This is a genomic window from Kitasatospora sp. NPDC048286 (genome assembly GCF_043201735.1).
Classification (GTDB): Bacteria; Actinomycetota; Actinomycetes; order Streptomycetales; family Streptomycetaceae; genus Kitasatospora.
Map to the genome: position 1 here is coordinate 74,403 of NZ_JBICZE010000018.1, position 23,113 is coordinate 97,515.

Genomic DNA, 23,113 nt, shown 5'->3' on the forward strand with positions numbered 1-23,113 from the left:
CCTGGCCTCCGGATCCCCTGCGGGGTGGCGGTCGTCGCAGGCTCCGGCTACAGTTATCGTACGCGTAAGGCATACGGGTACAAAAACCCCGGAGGGGACGATGGACGAGACAGGTCTGAACCGGGGAAGGGCGCTATTCGCGGTGGCCCTGGCCCAGTTCATGGTCACGCTCGACATGACGATCGTGAACGTGGCACTACCCAGCATGGGGGAGGGGCTGCACTTCGAACAGTCCCAGTTGCCGTGGGTGGTCAACATCTACGCGCTCTGCTTCGGCGGCTTCCTGCTGCTCGGCGGGCGGATGGCCGACCTCTACGGGCAGCGCCGGATCCTGCTCTCCGGTGCGGTGGCCTTCGCCGTCGCCTCGCTGGGTGGCGGGCTGGCGCAGAACGAGATGCAGCTGATCGTGGCCCGTGCGGTGCAGGGGGTCGGAGCGGCGATCATGGCGCCCGCCGCGCTGGCGGTGCTGACGCTGACCCAGCGCGAGGGCAAGGAGCGCACCAAGGCGTTCGGCGTCTACGCGGCCGTCTCGGCGGTCGGCGGCGGGGCGGGCGTGCTGATCGGCGGCCTGCTCGCCGAGTACGCGGGCTGGCGCTGGGTGATGTGGGTCAACCTGCCCATGGTGGTGGGCGTGCTCGTGATGGCGATGGGCAGCGTCCCCGGCGGGACCTTCGGCAACCGGCGCGGCCGACTCGACGTGGTCGGCGCCGTGCTGGCCACCGCGGGCGCCGGTCTGCTGATCCTCGGGGTGGAGCGCACCGACCAGGTCGCCTGGGGCTCCGCCACCACGATCCTGACGCTCGCCGCCGCCGCGGTGCTGCTGATCGCCTTCGTGCTCTGGGAGCAGTTCGGGCCGATGGAAGACCCGCTGATCCGTCTCGGCATGCTGACCCGGCGCAACATCGGGGGCGCCAACCTGTACATGGCGCTGCTGGTCGCCGGCCAGTTCGGCGCCTTCTACTTCATCACGCTCTACCTTCAGACCGTGCTGGACCTCAACGCGGCCGAGGCCGGCATGGCCTTCCTGCCGCTCTGCCTGGTCGTGGTGGTCGCCATCCAGGTCTCCACCCGGCTGATGCGGCGCGGCGTTCCGGTCAAGCTGATGTTGATCCCCTCCGGGCTGGTCGCCGCGTCGGGCTTCGCCTGGTTCGCGGCCGTCGACCCCTCAGGCGGCTTCGTCACCGACGTGCTCGGGCCCTCGATGGTGGCGGGCCTCGGGATCGGCTTCTCCTTCGTCCCGCTCACCGCGGCGGCCACCGGCGGACTCCCGCCGCAGGAGGCCGGGACGGCCTCGGCGCTGCTCAACTGCGCCCGGCAGATCGGCGGCGCCATCGGCCTCGCGGTGCTGGTGACGGTGGCGACCTCGCGCACCAACCACCAGCTGGCCGCAGGGGTCGACGCCAAGGCGGCGGCGACGCATGGCTTCGGGCTCGGCTTCCTGCTGGCGGCCGGTTTCCTGGTGGCCTCGGCACTCGTCGCGGCCGTCGTCCTGCCGGGCAGGCCGAAGCCGGCGGCCCCGGGGGCCGCACCCGCCGAGCCCGCCGCCGAGCGCAGCCCGGTGACCGACGCGGCGCGCTGACCTACTGGTACGTGTCCGTCGGAACCTTCGGGACGGGAGGTTCCGGCGGAAGCACCGCGGAGGTGGGGGCCGGGTCCGGGAGGGGGAATTATGGATTCCTTTTCCACTCCGGATCGGTGATGTCGCCTCACGCTCCGGTCGGTCTGTCGGAATCCTTTCAGGGCGACATTGAGTTCGACTGGATCGTTGTATACAATGCATCCAAGGCCCGGCTCGGTCGGGCTTGGGCCGGGGGGTTATTCGATTTCCATCCTTCACCGAATGGTGAAGTTCATTGCGTCGCTAAGCTATTTAGCGAATGAGCATCAGAGTACCCTCCCGAGGTTTGGTCATTCGTTCTGGCAGGGCTTCCGGCGGTATTCACGGGGAAACGGTGCTCGGCTTTTCTTCTCCTTGGTTCGTCGCTGCCCTCGTCACTGTCCGACGAGCCATGAGGAGCAGGCGAAATAATGATCTATTACCGTAGCGCAGTAGTCGAGACTTCCGGTGAGCCGCTCACCCGGGCCGCCGCGCTCGCGGCATCCGGCCTGTTCGGCACCTACGTCGTGTATGAGGGAACCGAAGGGTGGGCGATCGCGGGTGACGCCGCGGCCGAGATCGTCGTCGGGGCGGACACCGTCCGATGTACGCGTGACGGCGTCACCACCGAAGCATCCTGGGAGGGCGACCCGCTGGATGTCGTCCGGGAATTCCTGGCCGGACTGTCGATCGCGGACTGGCGGGCGTACGGTTGGTGCGCCTTTGAGCTCTCGTACGCGCTGCTCGGGCAGCCGGTGGACGACGGGGTGCTGCTGCACCTCGTGATTCCCCGCACGGAGGTGCGCTTCACCGCCTCGCGGGCCGTGATCCGCAGCCTGGACCAGTACGGCATGAGCGCCGTCGAGAAGGAACTCGTCGCCCCGCTACAGGAATTCACCTCGGTGGACGCCGCGAGAGCCGACCTGGAGATCGGCGCCGAACAATACCTCTCCGGCGTGGCCTCGGTCGTCAGGGACATCGAGGACGGGCTGCTCCAGAAGGCAGTCCTCTCCCGGGTCGTGCCACTGGGTGAGGAGATCGACTTCCCTGCCAGCTACGTGATAGGCCGTCGGGCCAACACTCCCGCTCGCTCCTTCCTGCTGCAGATGGGCGGGCTGCGTGCGCTCGGTTTCAGCCCGGAGACCGTGGTCGAGGTCGACGCCGGGCGCCAGGTGGTCAGCCAGCCGCTGGCCGGTACCCGTGCCCTCACCGGTGATCCGCAGACCAACCGCACCCTTCGCGAGGACTTGCTCGCGGACCCCAAGGAACTGCACGAGCACGCGATTTCCGTGAAGGTCGCGACAGACGAACTGGTCGACCCCTGCGACCCCGAGAGCGTCTCGGTCGCGGAGTTCATGGTCGTCAAGGAGCGTGGCTCGGTCCAGCACCTCGCCTCCCGGGTGACCGGCCGGCTGGCCGACGGAAACGACGCCTGGGACGCCTTCCGAGCGCTCTTCCCCGCTGTCACCGCCTCCGGTGTGCCCAAGCGCGCCGCCTACGATGCCATCCGTGCGTACGAGACCCGCCCGCGCGGCCCGTACGCGGGCACCGTGATGACCTTCTCCCAGGACGGCGCGATGGACGCGGCCCTCGTCCTGCGCAGTGTCTACGCGAGGGGAGGGCAGACCTGGCTCCAGGCAGGGGCCGGTGTCGTCGGGCACTCCCGCCCCGAGCGCGAACTGGAGGAGACCAGGGAGAAGCTGCGCTGCGTGGCCGGGTGCCTGCAGGCCCGCTCCGCGTAGGCCGCGCGGAGTGCCGAACCCGTTGGCTGAACCGCCCTTGCACATACCTCAGGAATCAGCACACAAAACCGGGGGAGCAATGCAGATCCAGTTATTGGGGCCGACGCGTGCCTGGAGAGATGACCGTGAGATCGTCCTGGGTCCTCCCAAGCAGCGCGCCGTCTTCGCGTTGCTCGCCAGCCGGGCCAACGACGTCGTGGGGGTGGAGCAGATCATCGACGCCGTCTGGGGCAGTGACATCCCGCAGACGGCCGCCAATGGCGTCCACACCTATGTCGGCGGACTTCGCCGGTCGTTGGAACCGAGCCGGAGCCGACGGGAGAACAGCGAGGTGCTCGTCTCCTCCGGCGGCGGCTACCTGCTGCGGATCGACCCGACGGGCATCGACACCGTGCGGTTCGCCGACCGCCACACACAGGCCCGCCGCCTGCGGGCGCGCGGTGATGTCGAGGGCTCGCTGGAGGCGGCCGAGTCCGCCCTGTCGCTGTGGCGGGCGGAGGCCTTCTCGGGAATCCCCGGACCGTTCGCCGCCCTGGAGCGCACCCGGCTCCAGGACCAGCGGCTGACCGTGGTGGAGGAGTGGGCCGCGGGCATGCTGGAGGTGGGCCGCGCGGCCGAGGTGGTCACGGTGCTGTCCGCCGCCGTGGCCGAGGAGGCTCTGCGCGAGCAGTTGCGGTGGCTGCTGATGCTCGCGTTGTACCGCTGCGGCCGGCAGGCACACGCCCTGGAGCTCTACCGGGAGACCCGCCACCTGCTGCGCGAGGAGCTCGGTATCGAGCCAGGCGCGGAGCTGCAGCTGCTGCACCAGCAGATCCTCGCCGGGCAGCCGTGCTCGCTGCCCTGGGAGCAGCAGTCGGTTTCGGCGGCCACCGCCACCACCGTCGAGTCGTTCGCCCCGGGCCTGCCCATGCCTGCCCAACTCCCCCCGCTGGCACGGGGGTTCGTGGGCCGTGTAGCGGAGTCGGCACACGTCGCACGGCTTATCAGTGAGGAGACGGAACAGTCGGCTGCCACACCTGTCGTGGTGGTGGACGGTCCGGCCGGCGTGGGCAAGACCGCGTTCGCATTGGAGGCCGCCCACCAGCTGTCCGACCGCTTCCCGGACGGCCAGCTCTACGTCGACCTGTCTGGGCACGGCCCGGGTGGCAAGGCGCTCAGCGCCTCTGACGCGCTGCTCCAGCTGCTGCGCGGCCTCGGCGTGGACGACGCTCGGATGCCTGCCGACCTGGCCGGCCGCTCCGCCCTCTACCGGAGCCTGCTGCACAGCCGGCGGATGTTGGTCATGCTGGACGGCGCCCTCAGTGCCGAGCAGGTGCGTCCGCTGATCCCGCGTGGCTTCTCCTGCGTGGTCGCCACCAGCCGGCAGAAGCTGAGCGGGCTGGCGGTCCGGGACGGGGCGCACCTCGTCCGGCTCGGACCGCTCGGCGCGCAGGAGTCGCTCGACCTGCTCGGCGGCCTGACCGAGGGGCGGCTGGACGGCCAGGACGCCAGCGCCCGGCGTCTGGTCCGGCTTTGCGGTGGCATGCCGCTGGCGCTGCGGATCGCCGCGGAGGCGCTGGTGGCCGACCCCGAGGAGTCCCCGGCTGACCTGGTCGAGCAGTTCGCCGTCGAACAGGGCCGCCTGGACCGGCTGATGGTCCAGGGGGACGAGGCGGCCAGCCTGCGGGCGGCCTTCGAGTCCTCCTACCAGGCGCTGTCGACGGAGGCGGCCCGGCTGTTCCGGCTGCTCGGGCTCCACCCGGGCGGGCCGATCACTGTCCCGGCGGTCGCCGCGCTGGCCGGCATCTCCCGGCGCGAGGCTCGGGATACGCTGGAACTGCTGTCGGACAACCACCTGTTGGTGGAGGTGCGCCAGCACGAGTATCGCTTCCACGACCTGATCGCGCTCTACGCCGTCGAGTGCGCGCAGCGGGAGCCCCGGCTGCAGCGTGAGGCTGCAATGGAACGGCTGATGCTGTGGCGGAAGGCGGTACCGGCCGACTCCGCTGCCTAGGTTCCGGGCCCGGCAGGGATCCGCAGGACGCGTCCTCGGTGCCGGAGGGGCCGGCCCTGGCCAGGGCCGGCCCCTCCGGCACCGGGTCAGAAGCGGACCGGCAGGTGATGCGGGCCGCGGACCAGGATGCCGTGCCGCCAGCGCACATGGTCCGGGTGGACGTCGAGTTCCAGGCCCGGACAACGTTCCAGGAGCGAGCGGATCGCGATCCGGGCCTCCATCCGGGCCAGCGGCGCGCCCAGGCAGTGGTGGATGCCGTGGCCGAAGGCGATGTGGCCGGCGGTGGCCCGCCGGATGTCGAAGCGGTCCGGATCGGCGAAGCGCGTCCGGTCGCGGTTGGCCGAGTTGAGGTCGACCATGACCGCATCGCCCGGCCGGACGAGGTGGCCGCCGAGCTCGATCGGCTCGGTGGCGAAGCGGAACGTCGCGCTCTCCACCGCGCCGTCGTAGCGCAGCATCTCCTCCACCGCGTTGTCGATCAGCGACAGGTCGGAGCGGAGCAGCTCCAGCTGGTCAGGGTGGGTGAGTAGTGCGAAGACCCCGTTGCCGATCAGGTTGGTGGTGGTCTCGTGGCCGGCGACGATGAGCAGGAACACCGTGCCCATCAGCTCGTCCCCGCTGAGCCGGTCGCCCTCCTCGTCGGTGACCTTGATCAGCGCGCTCAGCAGGTCGTCGCCGGGCTGCCCGCGCTTCACCTCGATCAGTCGGCTGATGAACCGGGCGGCGTCCTGGGCGGCGGCCCTGCGCTCGGCCGGGTCCGGCGAGGAGATCGCGGCGTCCGCCCAGCGGCGCACCTCGGCCTGGTCCAGGAAGGGCACTCCCAGGAGCTCACAGATCACGGCCATCGGCAGCGGGAAGGAGAAGTCGTCCACCAGGTCGGCGCGGTCCTGGCCGGCGTCGAGCATCCGGTCCAGCAGCTCGTCGGTGAGCTTCTGTACGCTCGCGCGCATCGACTCGATTCGGCGGGACGTGAACTCCCGGGCCACCAGCTTGCGCAGCCGGGTGTGCTGCGGGGCGTCGGAGTTCATCATGTGGCTGCCCGACGGGCTCTTGATCGGGAAGTCCTCGGCCGCGTTGCGCCACTGCTTGGACAGTCGGGGATCGGTGAGCGCGGCCCGGGCCTGCTCGTGGCCGACCACGAGCCAGACCTCGGCGCCCTCGGGCATCCAGACCCGGTGCACCGGGCCCTGTGCGCGCAGCTGTTCGTAGACCGGGTACGGGTCCCGGGCGAAGTCCTCGCCGAGCGCGGCGAGGTCGAGCGGGGTGCTGGTCATTTCGACTCCTCTCGACTGCTCGGTTCGGCCCCTCACAGGGAGTTCAGGAAGTCGAGCAGGGCGGTGTTGACCGCCTCCGGCCGCTCCTGCTGGACCCAGTGCCCGGCGCCGGGGACGACCACGGGGGCACGGTGGTTCGGTGCGACCGGGGCCAGCGCGGGCACGATCCGGCCCTCACCGGGGAAGGCCCGGTCGCGGTCGCCGACCAGATAGAGCGCGGGCACCTCGATCCGCCGGCCGTCGAACGCGGCGGTCAGCTCCCAGTTGCGGTCGAGGTTGCGGTACCAGTTGAGGCCGCCGCGGAAGCCGGATTCCGTGTACTCCGCGACGTAGGCCGCGATGTCCTTCTCGGTGAGCCAGGCCGGCAGCTGCTCCGGGTAGGCGGCCAGGTCAAGGAAGCCGCCACCCTGTGGGACCAGGGGCGGGGCCGGGGGGCCGCTCTGCGGGCGGTCGCCGGAGGCGCCGAACAGCATCAGCCGGAAGGTGCGATCGAGATCCTTGCCGAACTCGGCCTCGGCGATGCCCGGTTGCTCGAAGTAGTTCCAGTAGAACCGTCCGTCGAACTGCTCCCGGGCCTGCCGCAGCGGCGGGACCGGGCCGCGCCTCTGGGGCGGCAGGATGCTCAGGCCGGCGACGCCGCGGATCAGGTCGGGGCGCAGCGTCGCGGCCGACCAGGCGACCAGCGAGCCCCAGTCGTGGCCCACGACGACGGCCTGATCGGCGCCGAGCTCCCGGATCAGGCCGGTCACGTCGCCGACCAGGTGCAGGATCGTGTACGCGTCCACGGCCTCGGGCCGGTCGCTGCGCCCGTAGCCGCGCTGGTCGGGCGCGACCACCCGGTAGCCGGCCTCGGCGAGCGCCGCGAACTGGTGCCGCCATGAGTACCAGCACTCCGGGAAGCCGTGCAACAGCAGGACCAGCGGGCCCTCGCCCTGTTCGGCGAGGTGCAGGCGCAGGCCGTTCACCTCGACGGTGCGGTGGTGGAGCATGGGGGGTTCCTTTCCGTGTGCCCGGTTGTCAGAGCCGGGGAGCCAGGGCGGGGGCGGCCTCGGCGCGCGCGGGCCGAGAGCCGGGGCCGCGCAGCGCGGCGAGCAGGGTGGCGGGCGCGGCCAGCGAGATCGGGGTCCTGGCCAGCGCCATCACGTCCACCAGCGACCGGGCCACGGTGGTGCGGCCGGTGGCGGCCCGCATGACCCGGTCCGCGTACACGTTCTGCAGACGCAGGGCGAGGTTCGGCACCGCGCCGCGCACGGACGGGTGGCGCAGGTCGTCGCTGATCGAGAGGTCCCAGGCGTCGCGGGCCTGCGCGGCGACGGCCCGCTGGGCCCGGAGTGCCGCCCCCGGGGCGAAGCCGTGCTGGGCCAGGACGGTGTCGAAGGCCTGGATGCCGAGCGCGGCGACGGTCAGCCCGTGCGCGTGCGAGGGGTTGAGGGTGCAGGCGGCGTCGCCGAGGACCACCAGGTTCTCCGGGTGCTTGGGCAGCCGGTCGAACCGCCAGCGCCGGTTGACCAGGCCGCGGAAGCCGCGCGCCGCACCGAGCGGGGTCGCCTCGGTGAGCAGCTTGGCGATCGCGGGCTCCGAGAGCTGCTCCGCGAACCTGGTGAACTCGTCTGCCTCGACGGGGGGTTCGGAGCCACGCATGCCGATCATGGTGACCGTCCAGCGGCCGTCCTCCAGCGGGAGCAGCGCGCCGCCGGTGGCCTCACCGGTGGAGTTCGCAATCATCACGATGCCCGGGGTGGCCGCGTGGAGCTCGGCGGAGGGTTGGTAGAGCCGGGTGGCGTAGGCGGTGCCGGCGTCGATCACCTCCTCCTCGACGGGCGGCAGACCGAGATCGGTCAGCCAGTCCGCGGCCCGGGCCGAGCGTCCTGCGGCCGCGACCACGAATTCCGCCTCCACCCGGGACTGTTCGCCGGTGCCGCGGTCGCGGACCAGGGCGCCCGTCACGCGGGAACCGTCCCCGATCAGGCCGGTCACCTCGGTCTCGGTGCGCACAGAGATCCGCTCGTCCCGCAGGACGCGCTCGCGCACCACCCAGTCCAGCAGATCGCGGCTGCAGGAGACGATGAACTCCGAGTGGGTGCAGCGGGGCAGCCAGCCGAACTTGGTCAGGAACGCCACCTCGCCGGTCGCGCTCAGCCGGTGGGCGCCGGCGTCGGTCCAGGCCTGGAGGGTGCCGGGGACCAGCGCGTCCACGGCCCGGGCGCCGGGGCCCATCAGGAGGTGTGAGTGGCGGGCCTGCGGCACGCCCTTGCGCGGTTGGGGCCCAGTCGGGTGGACGTCGCGCTCCACAACGGTGACACGGTCGGTGTAGCGGGCCAGCACCTTGGCCGCCAGCAAGCCGGCGAAGCCGCCGCCGATCACCAGGGCGTGTTTCGCGGACATCTCGATCTCTCTTTCCCAGAAGGCGTGTTGGGTCGTCAGCCGAGCGCGGTGGTGAGTTCCACGGCGCCGTCGCGGAGGAGCCGGCCGTGCGGTCCCCGGTCGGGCGCCGCTTCGACGGCCGGGCGGAACGGGTACCCGGTAGACGCTCGCACGCGGCGGATGGTCTCGAAGGGCAGGGCGGCACCGTCGGCACGCAGTTCGCCGGCCGTCCCGGGCGGGAGGGGCCGGCCGTCGGCATCCAGGGCCCGGACCCGGACGCCGGGCGACGGGGCGCCCAGGTAACCGCTCGGTGTGCGGCCGTCCGCCGGGAACTCGGTCACGGTCCAGGGCAGGACGCTGCCGGCCGGGGCGAACTCGTGGACCAGCCGGGTCGTCGGCAACAGCGCGAAGTGGTGGGCGGCCAGCGGCCGGGGGACGGGGCCGCCGAGCAGTATCACCGTGCGCGGCCGCACCGGCAGGGTGGGCAGTGCGCGCTCGTACTCCTCGGAGGCGAGGACCGCGACGGCCCTGGGCGCCGGCAACGGCCGGTGGCGGGCGGACCCGGGCGGCGGGAGGTACAGCGTGCCGCCGCCCGCGAACGCCCACCACATCGCGGACAGCGCGATCCGGTCCTGCGGCGGCAAGCTCAGCAGTACCTGGGACGAGGCTGGTCCGGCGAAGCGGGTGCGGGCCGCGAGCGCGAGCAGCCACGCCCGGTGGTCGATCAGCTCGCCGCACGGCTCGCCGTTGCGCACCGAGACCAGCAGGTAAGCGGCGCCGTGCGGCGAGGAGAGCGGCAGTGCCCGGTCCACCCGCTGCATGGACATCAGCCGCCAGACCTCGGCGTCGTCCAGCGCCAGCGCGTCGTACCGGTCACGCCAGTGGCGCAGCTGGGCGCGGCTGCACAGGACGGTGGACGCGCCGCTGATCTCGGCCGCAGCGGTGATCTCCGCCGGGTCGGCGTGGGCCGGGACCGGCACGCAGACGCCGCCCACCCGCAGCACCGCCAACTGGGCCAGCAGGGACTGCGGGTGATCGCTGCAGTGGACGATCACCGGCTCGCCGAGCTGCACTTGGCGGTGCAGCAGCAGCGTGGCCAGTTGCCCGGCCTTGGTGTCAACGGCGGCGTAGCCGAGCCGCGTGTCGGGCCCGCGCACGGCGATCGCCCGGGGGGCGCGCCGGGCGGTGGATGCGAACAGGCCGTCCAGGGTGTCCGGGCTGTCCGGGTCGGGTCGGAGCCACCCGGGCGGCCGGGCGCCCGGGAGCGTGGCGGCGATCAGCTGGTCAGTCCTCACTCGGCTTCCTCAGGATCCGTACGGGGTCAGCCTGCCGTCCTGGTCTGGAGAATTCCTTGATTTGCTCTGCTCGGGCCAGGAGAGGTAGCGGCGCAGCCCGTACATCAGCGGGCGTACCGGGCGCCGGGGAATCACGTTGTCGACGGCGCCCATCACCACGACGTGGTCGCCGACCATGTGGCTGGAGAACAGCGAGCAGTCCGCGATGGTGTGCGAGGCGTACAGGAGGTGCGGCCCGGCGGCGCCCGGTCCGGCCTGCCAGGCGACCCGGTCGAAGCGGTCCGGCGCGCCAGAGGCGAACAGCTCGGCGGCCTGCTGGCCTTGGTCGTGCAGCAGGTTGACGGCGAAGCGGCCGCTCGCCAGCACCGCGCCGAGGGTCGGACTGCCGGCGCGCAGGCAGATCAGGAGGATCGGCGGGTCCAGCGAGACGCTGCACAGCGAGCTGCAGGTCATGCCCCAGTTGACGCCGTCCACCCCGGTAGCGGTGATGATCGAGACACCGGTGGGGAACCCGCCCATCAACTGCCTGATGTCGGCGGCCTGTTCGGGTGCTTCGCGGTGCGGGGCGAGCCCCGGATCCGGTGACATGGCGGAGGACCTCCTGCGGTCTCGGTACGAGTGGGCCGGCGACCGGGCGGTCAGCGGGCCGTCCGGACGGTCGTGGCGGGGACGGGCGGGCGAAGGGCCGGGTCGAGCTCGTCGACCAGCGCCGACGCGAGGGTGCGGAAGGCGTCGTGGAGGAAGCCGAAGTGCCCCCCGGGCAGCAGTCGGCCGCGGAACCCCCCGATGGTCTCCCGCGCCCACCCGGTCAGGGCGGCGGGCGGGGTGAGCGGATCGTCGGGACTACCGAAGGCGGTGAGCGGGCAGGCCAGCGGCCGGCGCGCCGGGTCGGGCCGGTAGGACTCCAGGACCCGCAGATCGGTGCGGATCAGGTGGAGGAAGCGGTCCCGGAAGCCGGGCAGTTCGTCGATGCGGACGGGGAGGCCGCCGAGCGCGGCGAGACTGCGCAGGAGGTCGTCGTCGGGGAGGTCGCTGCGCATCCCGGGCAGGCGCAGCGGGTGCTCCGGCGGGGTGCGCCCGCAGACGCCGACCCAGACCGGCGCGGCGCCCCGGCGCTCCAGCTCGCGGGCGGTCTCCAGGGCGACGACCGCGCCGAGGCTGTGCCCGAACAGGGCGAGCGGAGCGTTGTCGGCCCAGGGTTTTAGGTCGTCGGCGAACAGCGCGACCAGGTCGGGCAGGCGGTCGGTCGCGGGTGCGGTGTGCCGCTTGCCGCGGCCGGGGAGGTCGGCCAGGAGGAGGTCCCACTCGACCGGCAGGTGCCGCGACAGCGGGAAGTAGGGCGCGGAGGAACCGCCGGCGTGATGGAACACCACCAGACGGACGGCCGGGGCCTCGAGGCTGCGGGGGCGGACGAAGGCGTTCACCGCGCGCTCGCCCCGGCGGTCTCGGCGATGTCGGTGGAGAGCCGCTCGAACATCTCGTCGAGCGGGAGGTCGAGCGGCAGTTCCTCGGGGGTCAGGCTGATCTCGTAGTGCTCCTCGACCCGGGTGATGAACAGGGTCGAGGTGAAGGAGTCGCCGCCGCTCTCCAGGAACGAGAGCTCGGGGTCGAGCGCCTCGGGGGATTGCAACACGTCGGCCAACTCGGCCAGCAGGTAGGCGCGGACGGCGCCACTGTCGCCGGCCGGCGGCACCTCGGCGAGGCCCGCGCCCGCGCCGCCGCCAGCGGGGCCGGCGGCCGTTAGCGGCTCGTCGACCCAGTAGCGGCGGCGCAGGAACGGGTAGGTGGGCAGGTCGCCCAGCAGCCGGGCGCCCGGCGAGCGCAGCCCGTCCAGGCGCAGCTCCGCGCCGGCGGTGAACAGCCCACCCAGGGCGGTCAGAAAGGCCGTGCGGATCTCGCCGTCCCCGGCCAGCAGAGGGCGGGTCACGGGGGTGCCGCCAGCGTTCCAGGACAGCTCGGCCAGCTCCGGGCCCCGGCCGTGCTCGGTCCGGGCGTCGAGCCCCAGGGCGCGCAGCATGCCGTGCAGGGCGGCGGCTGGGTCGGCCGGGTCGGCGTCGGTCGCCAGCGCCGGGAATTCCTGCGCCAGCGCGGTCACTGCCGTGCCGAGCCGCTGCCGGTCGTCCGTTACCCGCAGGGTCACGGCGCGGACCGGTGCGCGCTTCGCCGGTTCGGCCCCGGCCAGCCGGGCGGCGAGTTCGGCCGGGGTCGTGCCGATGACGGCCACTCGGTGGGCGAAGGCGGTGCGCCCGGTGCGCAAGGTGTGGCAGAGCGAGGCCGTCCGGGCCGGCTCGGCCCGGACGAGGTGGTCGCGGACTTGTTCGGTGAGCCGGGCCAGCGCCTCGCTGTCCTTCGCCGAGAGGATGAGCAACTCGGGCCACCCCTGCTGCGCGTCGGGTTCCGCGCCGGACTGCGGCGCGGGCTGGTAGGCCTCCAGCACCACGTGCGCGTTGGTCCCGCTCATGCCGAACGAGTTGACTCCGGCCACCCGCCGGGGCAGCGCCGCGGGCCAGGGCTGGTGCTTGCGGCCGACGGTGAACGGCAGCCGCTCCCACGGGATCGCGGGGTTGAGCTCGCCGTCCTGCGGGGCCGCGGCCGCGGGCAGCTCGCCGTGCTGGAGCATCAGCACCGTCTTGATCACCGCGGCGATGCCCGAGGCTGCCTCCAGGTGCCCGAGCCGGGACTTGACGCTGCCGATCGCCAGCGGCTCGCCGCGCTCGCGCACCGCCGCCCCGAACACACCGTCCAGTGCACCGATCTCGATCGGGTCGCCAAGGACCGTTCCGGTGCCGTGTGCCTCGATCCAGCCCAGCTCGGCCGGCGCGGTCCGGGCGTCGGCCAGGGCCGCGCGGATCACCTCCTGCTGGGCCGGGCCGTTGGGCGCGGTGAGGCCGGAGGCGGCGCCGTCGTGGTTGATCGCCGTGCCCCGGATCACTGCGAGGATCGGGCGGCCCTCGCGCTGCGCCTCGTCGAGCCGCATCAGCGCCAGGGAGCCGACGCCCTCGCCACGCCCGTAGCCGTCGGCGGAGGCGAGGAAGGACTTGGAGCGCCCCTCGGGGGAGAGCGCCCGGGACTGGCTGAGCGAGACCATCAGGTTGGCGGACAGCAGCAGGTTGGAACCGCAGACCAGGGCGTAGCGGCACTCGCCGTTGCGCAGCCCGCGTACGGCCAGGTGGAGCGCGGACAGTGAGGACGAGCAGGCGGTGTCCACGCTCACCACCGGGCCGGAGAAGCCCAGCACGAAGCTGATCCGCCCGGCCCCGAAGCACAGGCCACCGCCAGTGGTGTAGTACGGGTCGATCCGGGTGGTGTCCGCCCGGTCCTCCAGCCGTTCGCTGTACTCCGAGGCCATGATGCCCAGGTAGACGCCGACCGGGAGCCGGTCGGCGCGTCGCACGGCCAGGCCGGCCCGCTCCAGCGCCTCCCAGGCGGTCTCCAGTAGCATCCGCTGCTGCGGGTCGAGCAGCCGGGCCTCGCGGGTCGAGATGCCGAAGAAGTCGGCGTCGAACGAGGCGATGTCGGACAGGAACCCGGCCCGGTCGGCGTACGAGCGGCCGGGCGTGCCCGGCACGGGGTCGTACACGGCGCGAAGGCCGGGGCGGTCCTCGGGCAGACCGGACAGCCCGGTGCGGCCGGAGCGGAGAAACTCCCAGTAGGCGGCGGGGGAGTTGAGGTCGGGCGGGAGTCGCAGCCCCATGCCGATCACGGCCACCGGGGCGTGCCGCTCGGCCTCCAGCTCGGCGACGCGGGCGCGCAGCCGCTGGGACAGCCGGAGCTGGTCCTCCATCAGGGTTCGGATCTCGGCGGAGTCCATCGGGTTCTCCCTCACTGCTCTGTCTCCAGGTCCGCCCGGACGGCGTTCAGGAGGTCTTCGAACGACAGGCTCTCCGGGGCGACCGGGAGCTGCGGCGGGACGGCGGACGGGGTAATGCTCACGGACACGGACACGGACACGGGTACGGCTGCGGGAGCGGGGGCCGGCTCGTCGGGGAAGAGCAGGGCGGTGACGGCGGCACAGAGTCGGGCGATGCTCGGCTCGTCGAAGGTGATGGTGACCGGCAGATCGGTGCCGAGCGCGCGCGACAGCCGGTCGCGCAGGTCGATCGCCATGATCGAGTCCACCCCGAGGTCGCTGAACCCGGTCTCGTCCTCGACGGAGGAGGCGTCGCCGAGCACGGCGCCGGTGAGCTCCCGGACGGTTTCCCGCAGCCGGTCCTCCCGGGGCTCGTGGTCGAGCTGGCCGAGCAGGTCGCGCAGCCAGCCGCGCGGCGGCTTCGCCTCCCGGGCGGCGCGGTGGCCGGTGCCGTCGAACAGTGCCGCTCGCGGATGGCCGGCCAGCTGGCCGACATACTGCTCGGCGTCCACGGCGACCGCGACGACCCGCGGGCCGCGGCCGGCGATGGCGAGGTGCAGCAGCTCCTCTGCCTCGTCGTCGCTGAGTGGGCGGATGCCCAGCCGCTCGATAGCCCGTGCGGTCGCGTCGTTGGCGGCCAGGCCGCCCTTGGCGCGCGGCGCCCACGGGCCCCAGTTGATGCTGGTGGCCGGGATGCCCCGGGCCCGCAGAGATTGCGCCAGTCCGTCCAGGTAGCCGTTGGCCGCGGCGTAGTTGGCCTGGCCGGCCGAGCCCAGCACGCTGGAGGCCGAGGAGAACAGCACGAAGGCGTTCAGCGGGTGGCCCTGGAGGGCACGGGCCAGGTTGTCGGCGCCGAGGGCCTTGCCGGTGAAGACCTGCTCGAAGGCGTCGGGGGTCAGGTACTCGAAGGCGCGGTCGCTGGTGGCGCCAGCCAGGTGCAGCACGGTGCGCAGCGGGGCGTCCCGTTCGGCCTCGGCCACCGCCCGGCGGCAGTCGGCCGGGTCGGCGACGTCGCCGTGGACCACCCGGACCTTGACCCCGGCCGCGGTCAGCTCGTCGATCACCGCGCGGGCGGCGTCGTCCGGCGCCGACCGGGCCATCAGGGTGATCGCGGGCACGGCGCTGCGGGCCAGCATCCGGGCCGCGCTGAGGCCGAGCGCCCCGAGCCCGCCGGTGACCAGGGCCGCGCCGTGCTCGGCCGCTGCCTCCGCCGCGGCGCCGGTCGCAGTCGGGTCCGGGTAGGGCTCCAGCCGGGCCACCCGGACGGAGCCGGCGCCGATCTCCAGCCGGGTCTCCGGGATGCCCTCGTCCAGGGAGTGGGTGAGCGCCTTGGCGAGGGTGCCGGCGTCCCAGTCGTCGGCCAGCGCGATGCGCAGGAAGCGGCGTTCGTGCTGCTCGGCGGCGAGCGAGGCGAGCATGCCCCACAGGGCCTCGCGGACCGGGGCGACGGCGTCGCCGCCGACCCGGCGGCCGGTGGCGCCGACTACCGCGAACGGGATGGTGGGCGGCAGGGACTTCAGCGATTCGGCGAGGGCGAGGACGGAGGCCAGTGCGTTCTGCGGGGTCGCCTCGCAGGGGGCGGTGGTGATCCGCAGGTCTACGACCAAGTCGGCGGCCAGGCTCCGCGGGGCCGTGTCGCCGTCCAGGGTCAGGACGTCGTGGCCGAGCTCCTCGAAGGCGTGGCGGACCTCGTCCGTCCCGCCGAGCAGTGCGATCCGGCGGTTGACCGGGTCGTTCGCGGGGGCGACCGGGCGCTCCGTCCACTCCAGCTGGTAGGCGTGCTGGATGCGCTCGCGCAGCGACCGTTCCAGCAGGGTGCGTGGCGCGGGGCGGAACCGGAAGCCGGTCACCGCCAGGATGGTGGTGCTGTTGCCGTCGAACAGGTGGATGTCCGCCGCCTCCACGCTTGCGAAGTCGCCGGGCGAACGGTTCTCGCGAAGGGTGGCCCTGACGTGCCCCCACAGCTGCCGTCCGGGCACCGGGCGGCTGGGGAAGGCCACCTGGTCGGCGGCGAACGGGATGGCCAGCTCAGTCGCCGACTTCGGATCGCTGAGGCCGACGGCGAAGCAGACCGTGCTCTGCAGGCAGGAGTCCAGCAGACCGGGGTGGATCTCGTAGTCGGTGGGCGCCTCGCGCGTCTCCGCGGTGGTCCGGCCGGGCTCGGCGAAGCGGATCAGCGCCTCGTCGCCGCGGATCCACACCTCGCTGATCCAGCGGAAGGATGGGCCGAGGTGGTAACCGAGCCGGTACAGGTGGGCGTAGAACTCGGCGCCGTCGAGCCGCCGTTCGGCGGTGGCCGCGAAGGCCTCGCGGTCCGGGGCGGCCGGGAGCGCGCCGGTGTCGACGCCGACCACCCGGGCGGTCAGGTGCTCCTGCCAGGTGTCCCGGCGCGGGTCCACCAGGCTCTGCACACTGACGGACCGTCGGCCGGGCTCCGGCGTGGCCTCCAGGATCTGCATCTCGTAGCGCTCCCCGTCGTGCAGTACCAGGGCGCGGGGGAAGTGCAGGTCGGCGAGCCCCATCTGGAGGCCGCCGCGGCCGAGCACGGAGAGCACGGTGGCGGTCTGCGACGCGCCGGGCACCGACACCACGCCGAACAGCCGGTGGTCGGTGAGGTGCGCCGGGTACTCGGTGGTGCGCTCGGTGACGAAGACCCGGCCGCGCAGGGCCGGCGAGCGCAGCTCGGTGCCCCACGCGGGTGCGTCGGGCAGCTGGCGCGCAGCGGGGTGGGCGACGGGCGCGGTTGCGGCAGGGGCCCAGTGCCGGGTAGGTGCGAACGGGAAACGGGGGGCGTCGGTGCGCGGGCCGGCCGGGTGGATCCGCCGCCAGTCCAGGTCCTGGCCCTGCTCGTACATCGCCTTGACCGCGGTGAGCAGACTCGCCCGGTCACCGGACCCCCGGCGCAGCGAGGAGGCCAGGCCGCCGGCGGGCGACAGGCCGGCGCTGCGGACCAGGTTGATCAGCGTGCGGTCCGGGCCGATCTCCAGGCAGAGGTCGGTGCCGAGCTCGGCCAACTGCCGGACGCCGTCGAGGAAGCGGACCGGGCGACGGGCGTGCCGGCACCAGTAGTCGGCGTCGAAGGTGTCGGGGTCGGCCGGGCGGCCGGTGACGTTGGAGACGATCGGGAGCTGCGCCGCGCGGAACTCCAACGGCTCCAGGCAGCCGCGCAGTTCGGCGAGCGCCGGGTCGAGCAGCCGGGAGTGGAAGGCGTGCGAGACGCTCAGCGCGCGGGTCCGGACCCCCTGTTCCTTGAGCCGGGCGGCCAGGGCCTCGATCTCCTCGGGGGGGCCGGAGACGACGGTGGCCTCGGGGCCGTTGATGGCGGCGATGTCCAGGCCCGTGCAGGCGATCCAGTCGAGGACCTGCTCCTCGGGCGCGACCAGCGAGAGCATCGCGCCGCGCTCGGTGCCCTGCATCAGTCGCGAGCGGTCCGCGATCAGCTGCAGGCCGGAGGGGAGATCCAGGACGCCGGCGTGGATGGCGGCCGCGATTTCGCCGACGCTGTGGCCCAGGACCACGGTCGGGGTGACGCCCCAGGACTCCCAGAGCGCGGCGAGCGCGACCTCAAGCGCGACCAGGGCGGGCTGGGTCACCCGGGTCTCGTTGATCGCCTTCTGGTCCGGGCCGTACAGGGTCAGCTCGGTGAGCGAGGCGCCGAGGCCGGGTGCGAGGATCCGGTCGCACGAGTCGAAGACTTCGCGGAACACCGGCTCGGTCTCGTACAGTTCGCGGCCCATGCCGAAGTACTGGCTGCCCTGGCCGGAGAAGAGGAAGGCGATCCGGGGGGCCTGGCCGGGGGCGGCCGGACCGCCGGGCGCGCCGCTGCGCAGCTCGGTGAGCAGCTGCTCCGGGGACCGGCCGAGCAGGGAGCGGCGGTGACGGAAGTGGGCGCGCCCGGTGGCGGCGGTGGCGGCGAGCGCGGGCAGATCCTCCTCCCGGGCGCCGATCAGGCGCTGCTCCCAGGTCTCGCCGAGCCGGGCCAGGCCCTCGGGGTCGGGGGCGGAGAGCGGGATGAGCTGGAGCTCCCCGCTCGGGGCTGACGGGGTGGCGGGGGCGTCGTCCGGCGCGTCGGAGAGGACCAGGTGGGCGTTGGTCCCGGTGAACCCGAAGCCGGACACGCCCGCGACCCGGGGCTCACGGCCGGGACGCCAGGGGGTGGGGGCTTCGACCACCCGGACGTTCATGTCCTCCCACGGCACGTGCGGGTTGGGCTCGCCGAAGTGCAGGTTGGCGGGGATCACACCGTGTCGCAGGGCCAGCACGGTCTTGATCACGCCCGCCATGCCGGCGGCGGACTCGGTGTGACCGATGTTGCTCTTCACCGAGCCCACGTGCAGAGGCTGGCCGGGCTTGCGGCCCGCACCGAGGACACGCCAGGCGGCGGCGAGCTCGATCGGGTCGCCGAGGGCCGTGCCGGTGCCGTGCGCCTCCAGGTAGGAGACCTGGGATCCGGCGAGGCCCGCGTCGGCGAGCGCCGCGCCGAGCATCGCCTCCTGGGCCCGCCCGTTGGGCGCGGTCAGCCCGGAGGAGGCTCCGTCCTGGTTGACGGCGCTGCCGCGGATCACGGCCAGTACCCGGTCGCCGTCGCGGCGCGCGTCGCCGAGCCGCTTGAGCACCAGGACGCCGCAGCCCTCGGCCCGGACGAAGCCGTTGGCATCGGCGGAGAAGGTCCGGCACCGTCCGTCCGGGGAGAGCATATGGGCGCGGCCGACGGCGAGCCAGGAGTGCGGGTCGAGCAGGACGTTGACGCCGCCGGCGAGCACGGTGTCGCTCTCGCCGAGGCGCAGCGAGCGGACGGCCAGGTGCAGTGCGACCAGCGAGGAGGAGCAGGCCGTGTCGACGGCGAGCGCCGGGCCGTTCAGCCCGAGTGTGTAGGCGATCCGCCCGGCCGCGGCGTTGAGCGCGGTGCCGGTGCTGTAGTAGGCGTCGATCCCGGCGGGGCCGCCCTGGGCGAGCACCCGGGCGTAGTCGTTGTAGCTGACGCCAACGAACACGCCGGTGCGGGTGTCGCGCAGGCTGTGCGGGTCGATGCCGCCGTCCTCCAGCGCGTGCCAAGCCGATTCGAGGAGCAGGCGCTGCTGCGGGTCGAGGTTCTCGGCCTCGCGGACGGGGACGTCGAAGAAGGCGGCGTCGAAGCGGGCGAGGTCGCGCAGGAAGCCGCCCTGGGCGGTGGCGCCGGACTCGCCGTCCTCGCCGGCGAGCAGGCCGGCGGGCCAGCGGCCCTCGGGGACGTCGCCGACGCCGTCGGTGCCGGCGAGCAGGAGGTCCCAGAACTCCTCGACGGAGTCCGCCTGGGGGAAACGGCCCGCCATGCCGACGATGGCGATCGGCTCGGCGTCCGGCCTTTCGTCCGGCCCGCTCGCGGCGGGGACGGTGAGCGGGGTCGGCGCGGTCGCGGGTCGGGGAACGACGTGCGGCGTGGCTTGCTGTGCCTCGGCGGCCGGGCGGCTGAGCAGGAAGGCGGCGAGCGCGGTCACGGTGGGGTGGTCGAAGACGTCCGTCACGTGGACGGGGGTGCCGAAGGCCGCGCCGAGGCGCACGGCCAGGTCGACGGCGGCGATCGAGTCGAGGCCCAGGTCGATGAATCCGGTGTCCTCGCCGACCGCGGCGATGTCGTCGTGGCCGAGTTCGGCGGCGAGCAGCCGTGCGACGTGGCCGCGGGCGGCCCGGGCGCGGGCCTTGGCTGGGAGCCGGTCCAGCTCGGCGGTCACGGAGGGTTCGACCGGGACGGGCTCGCCCGGACCGGTGGCCGGGGCGGGCCCGTCGAGGAGCAGGCCGCGCGGGCGTAGGCCGGCCATGACCTGCCGGAACCGGGGCAGGTCGAGCGGGCAGGCGACCAGCTGGGCGCCCGGCTCGGCGGTCCGGGCGGTGAGGCTGGCGCGGCCGGCGACGGCGTCGAGGGAGCCCACGCCCAGGCGGGCGTAGGTGGCGCGCGAGGCCTCGTCGGCCATGCCCGCCCCGTCCAGAGCCCACGGGCCGTAGACCAGGCTGACGGCCGGCAGGCCGGCGGCGGCGCGGTGAGCGGCCAGGGCGTTGAGCGCGCCGTTGGCGGCGGCGTAGCCGGCGCAGCCCTCGGTGCCCCACAGCGCGGAGACCGAGGAGACCAGCACGAAGAAGTCGAGCGGCCAGTCCAGTGAGGCCCGGTGCAGCCACCAGGCGGCGGTGGCCTTGCCACGCAGGTCTGCGGCGAGGCCCTCGGTGGTCAGTGCGGTGACCGGCGTGCGGTGCAGGGTGCCGGAGGCGTGGATGATGCCGCGGACCGGGGGCATGGCCGACAGGCCGTCGCAGACGGTGGCCAGTGCTTCGGGGGTGTCGCAGCCCCCGGCGCGGTAGTCGACCTCGACGCCGTTGGCCCGGAGCCGGCCGAGCAGCCCGGTCGCCTCGGCGGGCAGGTCGGCGGCCGGTCGGCGGCCGACCAGGACCAGGTGCCGGGCGCCGCGCTCGGCCAACTCGGTGACGAACTCCCGGCCCAGGGCGCCGAGTCCACCGGTGACCAGGTACGTGGCGTCCGGTCGGACGGTTAGCGGGGCGCCGGTCGCGGGGGCGGGGCGCAGGCGGCCAACCAGTACCGCCCCGGCGCGGACGGCCGCGAGGTCCTCCAGGGGCGCGGCCGGGGCCTGGCCGGCGGCGCGGGTCTGCGCGGCGGTGAAGGCGAGCAGAGCGCGGGCATCGGCCGCGTCCGGCTGCTCGGGAAGGTCGACGACGCCGCCCCACGCCTGGCCGAGCTCAAGACCCAGGACGGGGGCGAGGCCCTGCAGCAGCCCGCCGGCGACGCCCGGGACGGGATCGCCGTCCTGGATCCGTCGTGCCGCCCGGGTGACGGCGAAGGCACGGTGCGACCCGCCGACCTGGGCCAGCGCCCCGACCGCCGTCGCGACGGCCAGGCAGAGCGCCGCGCTGTCGGCGGTCGGGTCGGCATTCGTCCAGGGGGTGCCGGTCCGGGGGATGAGCAGCAGGGTGACCGGCTCGTGGTCGGTGCGGTTGGCCCAGAACCGGTGCCAGCCCTCGGCGTCGGTCGGGAGTCCGGCGTGTTCCCAGCCGTCCGGGACGGTCGTCGGCTCAGGGGCGAGCACGGTGCCGCCGACGCCGTGCACGGCGGCCTCGGCGACCAGGACGGCGAGCAGCTCCTGGTCGTCTCCGGCGACGACGAACCGCCCGCGCGGATCGCCCGGCTCGGTGGCGGCCTCCCAGGCCAGCCGGTGGCGGTCGGTCGGCGCCTCGGCAGGAGCCCCGGGGGCGAGCCCGGTGGAGGCGGCGCCGTCCTGCGGGGCGTGGCGGCGGCGCTGCCACGGATAGGCGGGCAGGTCCACGATCCGGCGGGGGAGTGGGGCGAGGTCCTGCTCGGCCGGCTCCGCCGGCCCGCCGGACGCCAGCGCGCGCAGGGCCTCCACCGCCTCGGCGAGGCTCGCGGCGGTGACCCGGGCCCGCACCTCCTGCCGGGCGCGCCCCTGCGAGGCGGTGTAGGCGAACGCCGGGTAGGCGTCCTCCCCGGTGTCGGCCAGCAGCTCGGCGGCCCGCCGCGCGTACCGGTTGGCGAGCTCGCACAGCGCCTGCGGGGTGCGGGCGCTGATCTCGAACGCGGTGACGGGTGGCCGCGGCTCCTCGGTGGGCGCATCGGTGGGCTCGGGGGCCCCGAGAACGATGTGCGCGTTGGTGCCGCTCATGCCGAAGGAACTGACGCCGGCCAGCCGCCCGCTCTGCGGTGACCAGTCGGTCAGCTCGGTCGGCAGGGTGATCGCCGTCCCGGACAGGTCGATCCGGGGGTTGACGGTGCGCAGGTGGACCAGCGGCGGCACCTGCCGGTGCCGCAGGCAGAGCACGGCCTTGATCATTCCGGCGATGCCCGCCGCGCTCTCCAGGTGCCCGAAGTTGGTCTTCACCGAGCCGACCGGCAGCGGCGCGCCGCCGTTGCGCCGGCCCAACGCGGTGGCCAGCGCCTCCATCTCGATCGGGTCGCCGAGTGCGGTGCCGGTGCCGTGGGCCTCCAGGTAGCCGATGTCTGCGGGGCTCAGCCCGGCCTGGGCCAGCGCCGCCTCGATCACCGCCACCTGGGAGAGCACGTTCGGCGCGGTGAAGCCGCCAGCCCGGCCGTCCTGGTTGACCGCCGAGCCGTGCAGGACGGCGTGGATCCGGTCGCCGTCGCGCTGTGCGTGGTCCAGCCGCTTGAGCACCACGACGCCGCAGCCCTCGCCGCGGGTGAAGCCGTTGGCGCGGGCGTCGAAGGCCTTGCAGAGCCCGTCCGGCGCCAGCGACCTGGTCGCCTGGACCAGCCGCATCGACTGCGGCGACATGATCAGGTTGGCGCCGGCAGCGAAGGCCACCTCGCACTCGCCGCGCCGCAGCGCCTGCGCCGCCAGGTGGACGGCCACCAGGGAGGACGAGCAGGCGGTGTCCACCGCGACCGCGGGGCCGTTCAGCCCGAGGGCATGGGCGATCCGGCCCGCGGCGAAGTTGTGCCCGTTGCCGGTGGTCGCGTAGGCGTCCGGATCGCCGACTAGCCAGTCCCGGTAGTCCTGCCACATGATGCCGAGGTAGATCCCGGTCGAGGCGCCGCTGAGGCCGTCGGCGGGTATGGCCGCGTCCTCCAGCGCCTCGTAAGCGACCTCCAGCAGCATGCGGTGCTGCGGGTCGAGGTGCCGGGCCTCGCGGGGGCTGATCCCGAAGAAGTCGGCGTCGAAGTCCAGCACCTCGTCGAGGAACCCGCCGCGCTGCGGCAGACCCGCCCACTCGGCGGCCAGCGGACCCTTGCGGGTCTCGGGCAACGGGCCGCACAGGTCCCTGCCGGCGGTGAGCGCCTCCCAGTAGCCGTCGAGGTCGCCGATGCCGCCGGGCAGGCGCAGGCCGATGCCGACGACGGCGATCGGCTGGTCGCCGCCTTGCTCCGCGAGCTGGCGGCGCAGGGTCCGGATCGTGTCCAGGGCACGGGTCAGCGGAGTGGTCCGCTGACCGGTTCCGGGGGTGCTCTCTGCCATGAACTGGGTTCCTCACGGTTGAATCT

At 73.7% G+C, this 23,113-nt stretch carries 11 protein-coding genes; 3 read left to right on the forward strand and 8 right to left on the reverse strand.

The genetic code is table 11. The features are described 5' to 3' along the window. Positions 1-100 precede the first annotated feature (100 nt). The 3 genes from ACGF13_RS34135 to ACGF13_RS34145 all read left to right on the forward strand — a co-directional run bounded on the left by ACGF13_RS34135 (position 101) and on the right by ACGF13_RS34145 (position 5,332). Complete coding sequence (locus ACGF13_RS34135) at positions 101-1,579, forward strand: MFS transporter (RefSeq protein WP_392882822.1); 1,479 nt, start codon at positions 101-103, stop codon at positions 1,577-1,579. 449 nt (positions 1,580-2,028) lie between these two features. Further along, positions 2,029-3,339 carry a salicylate synthase gene (locus tag ACGF13_RS34140; RefSeq protein WP_392882824.1) on the forward strand — a complete coding sequence of 437 codons (1,311 nt, stop codon included), beginning with the start codon at positions 2,029-2,031 and terminating at the stop codon, positions 3,337-3,339. Positions 3,340-3,418: 79 nt separating this feature from the next. After that, complete coding sequence (locus ACGF13_RS34145) at positions 3,419-5,332, forward strand: BTAD domain-containing putative transcriptional regulator (RefSeq protein WP_392882826.1); 1,914 nt, start codon at positions 3,419-3,421, stop codon at positions 5,330-5,332. An 86-nt stretch (positions 5,333-5,418) separates the two neighbouring features. On the opposite strand, the gene ACGF13_RS34150 is transcribed toward ACGF13_RS34145, so the two are convergent. From ACGF13_RS34150 to ACGF13_RS34185, 8 genes are read right to left on the reverse strand one after another with little or no spacing between them, the layout of a single operon-like run. Continuing rightward, on the reverse strand, positions 5,419-6,606 hold the full coding sequence (locus ACGF13_RS34150; protein ID WP_392882828.1) for a cytochrome P450: 1,188 nt from the start codon (positions 6,604-6,606) through the stop codon (positions 5,419-5,421). Positions 6,607-6,638: 32 nt separating this feature from the next. Then, on the reverse strand, positions 6,639-7,595 hold the full coding sequence (locus ACGF13_RS34155; protein WP_392882831.1) for an alpha/beta fold hydrolase: 957 nt from the start codon (positions 7,593-7,595) through the stop codon (positions 6,639-6,641). Between the two features lie 28 nt (positions 7,596-7,623). Further along, a complete protein-coding gene (locus tag ACGF13_RS34160) occupies positions 7,624-8,991 on the reverse strand; it encodes an FAD-dependent monooxygenase (RefSeq protein ID WP_392882834.1) in 1,368 nt (455 codons plus the stop codon). A 35-nt stretch (positions 8,992-9,026) separates the two neighbouring features. Beyond that, entirely contained in the window at positions 9,027-10,265 is a 1,239-nt protein-coding gene (locus ACGF13_RS34165; RefSeq protein ID WP_392882836.1) for an AMP-binding protein, read from the reverse strand. Between the two features lie 9 nt (positions 10,266-10,274). After that, positions 10,275-10,853 (reverse strand): flavin reductase family protein, encoded by a 579-nt coding sequence (locus tag ACGF13_RS34170; RefSeq protein ID WP_392882838.1) that lies wholly within the window; start codon positions 10,851-10,853, stop codon positions 10,275-10,277. Between the two features lie 50 nt (positions 10,854-10,903). Continuing rightward, on the reverse strand, positions 10,904-11,689 hold the full coding sequence (locus ACGF13_RS34175) for a thioesterase II family protein (protein ID WP_392882840.1): 786 nt from the start codon (positions 11,687-11,689) through the stop codon (positions 10,904-10,906). Next, on the reverse strand, positions 11,686-14,076 hold the full coding sequence (locus tag ACGF13_RS34180; protein WP_392882842.1) for a beta-ketoacyl synthase N-terminal-like domain-containing protein: 2,391 nt from the start codon (positions 14,074-14,076) through the stop codon (positions 11,686-11,688). The genes ACGF13_RS34175 and ACGF13_RS34180 overlap by 4 nt, the downstream gene beginning before the upstream one ends. An 11-nt stretch (positions 14,077-14,087) precedes the next feature. Continuing rightward, a complete protein-coding gene (locus tag ACGF13_RS34185) occupies positions 14,088-23,087 on the reverse strand; it encodes an SDR family NAD(P)-dependent oxidoreductase (protein WP_392882845.1) in 9,000 nt (2,999 codons plus the stop codon). Positions 23,088-23,113: the final 26 nt, after the last annotated feature.

Bases quoted from the DNA above. Each gene is read 5' to 3' on its own strand.
- ACGF13_RS34135 (WP_392882822.1), top strand. From the start codon at position 101: ATGGACGAGACAGGTCTGAACCGGGGAAGGGCGCTATTCGCGGTGGCC.
- ACGF13_RS34140 (WP_392882824.1), top strand. From the start codon at position 2,029: ATGATCTATTACCGTAGCGCAGTAGTCGAGACTTCCGGTGAGCCGCTC.
- ACGF13_RS34145 (WP_392882826.1), top strand. From the start codon at position 3,419: ATGCAGATCCAGTTATTGGGGCCGACGCGTGCCTGGAGAGATGACCGT.
- ACGF13_RS34150 (WP_392882828.1), bottom strand. From the start codon at position 6,606: ATGACCAGCACCCCGCTCGACCTCGCCGCGCTCGGCGAGGACTTCGCC.
- ACGF13_RS34155 (WP_392882831.1), bottom strand. From the start codon at position 7,595: ATGCTCCACCACCGCACCGTCGAGGTGAACGGCCTGCGCCTGCACCTC.
- ACGF13_RS34160 (WP_392882834.1), bottom strand. From the start codon at position 8,991: ATGTCCGCGAAACACGCCCTGGTGATCGGCGGCGGCTTCGCCGGCTTG.
- ACGF13_RS34170 (WP_392882838.1), bottom strand. From the start codon at position 10,853: ATGTCACCGGATCCGGGGCTCGCCCCGCACCGCGAAGCACCCGAACAG.
- ACGF13_RS34180 (WP_392882842.1), bottom strand. From the start codon at position 14,076: ATGGACTCCGCCGAGATCCGAACCCTGATGGAGGACCAGCTCCGGCTG.
- ACGF13_RS34185 (WP_392882845.1), bottom strand. From the start codon at position 23,087: ATGGCAGAGAGCACCCCCGGAACCGGTCAGCGGACCACTCCGCTGACC.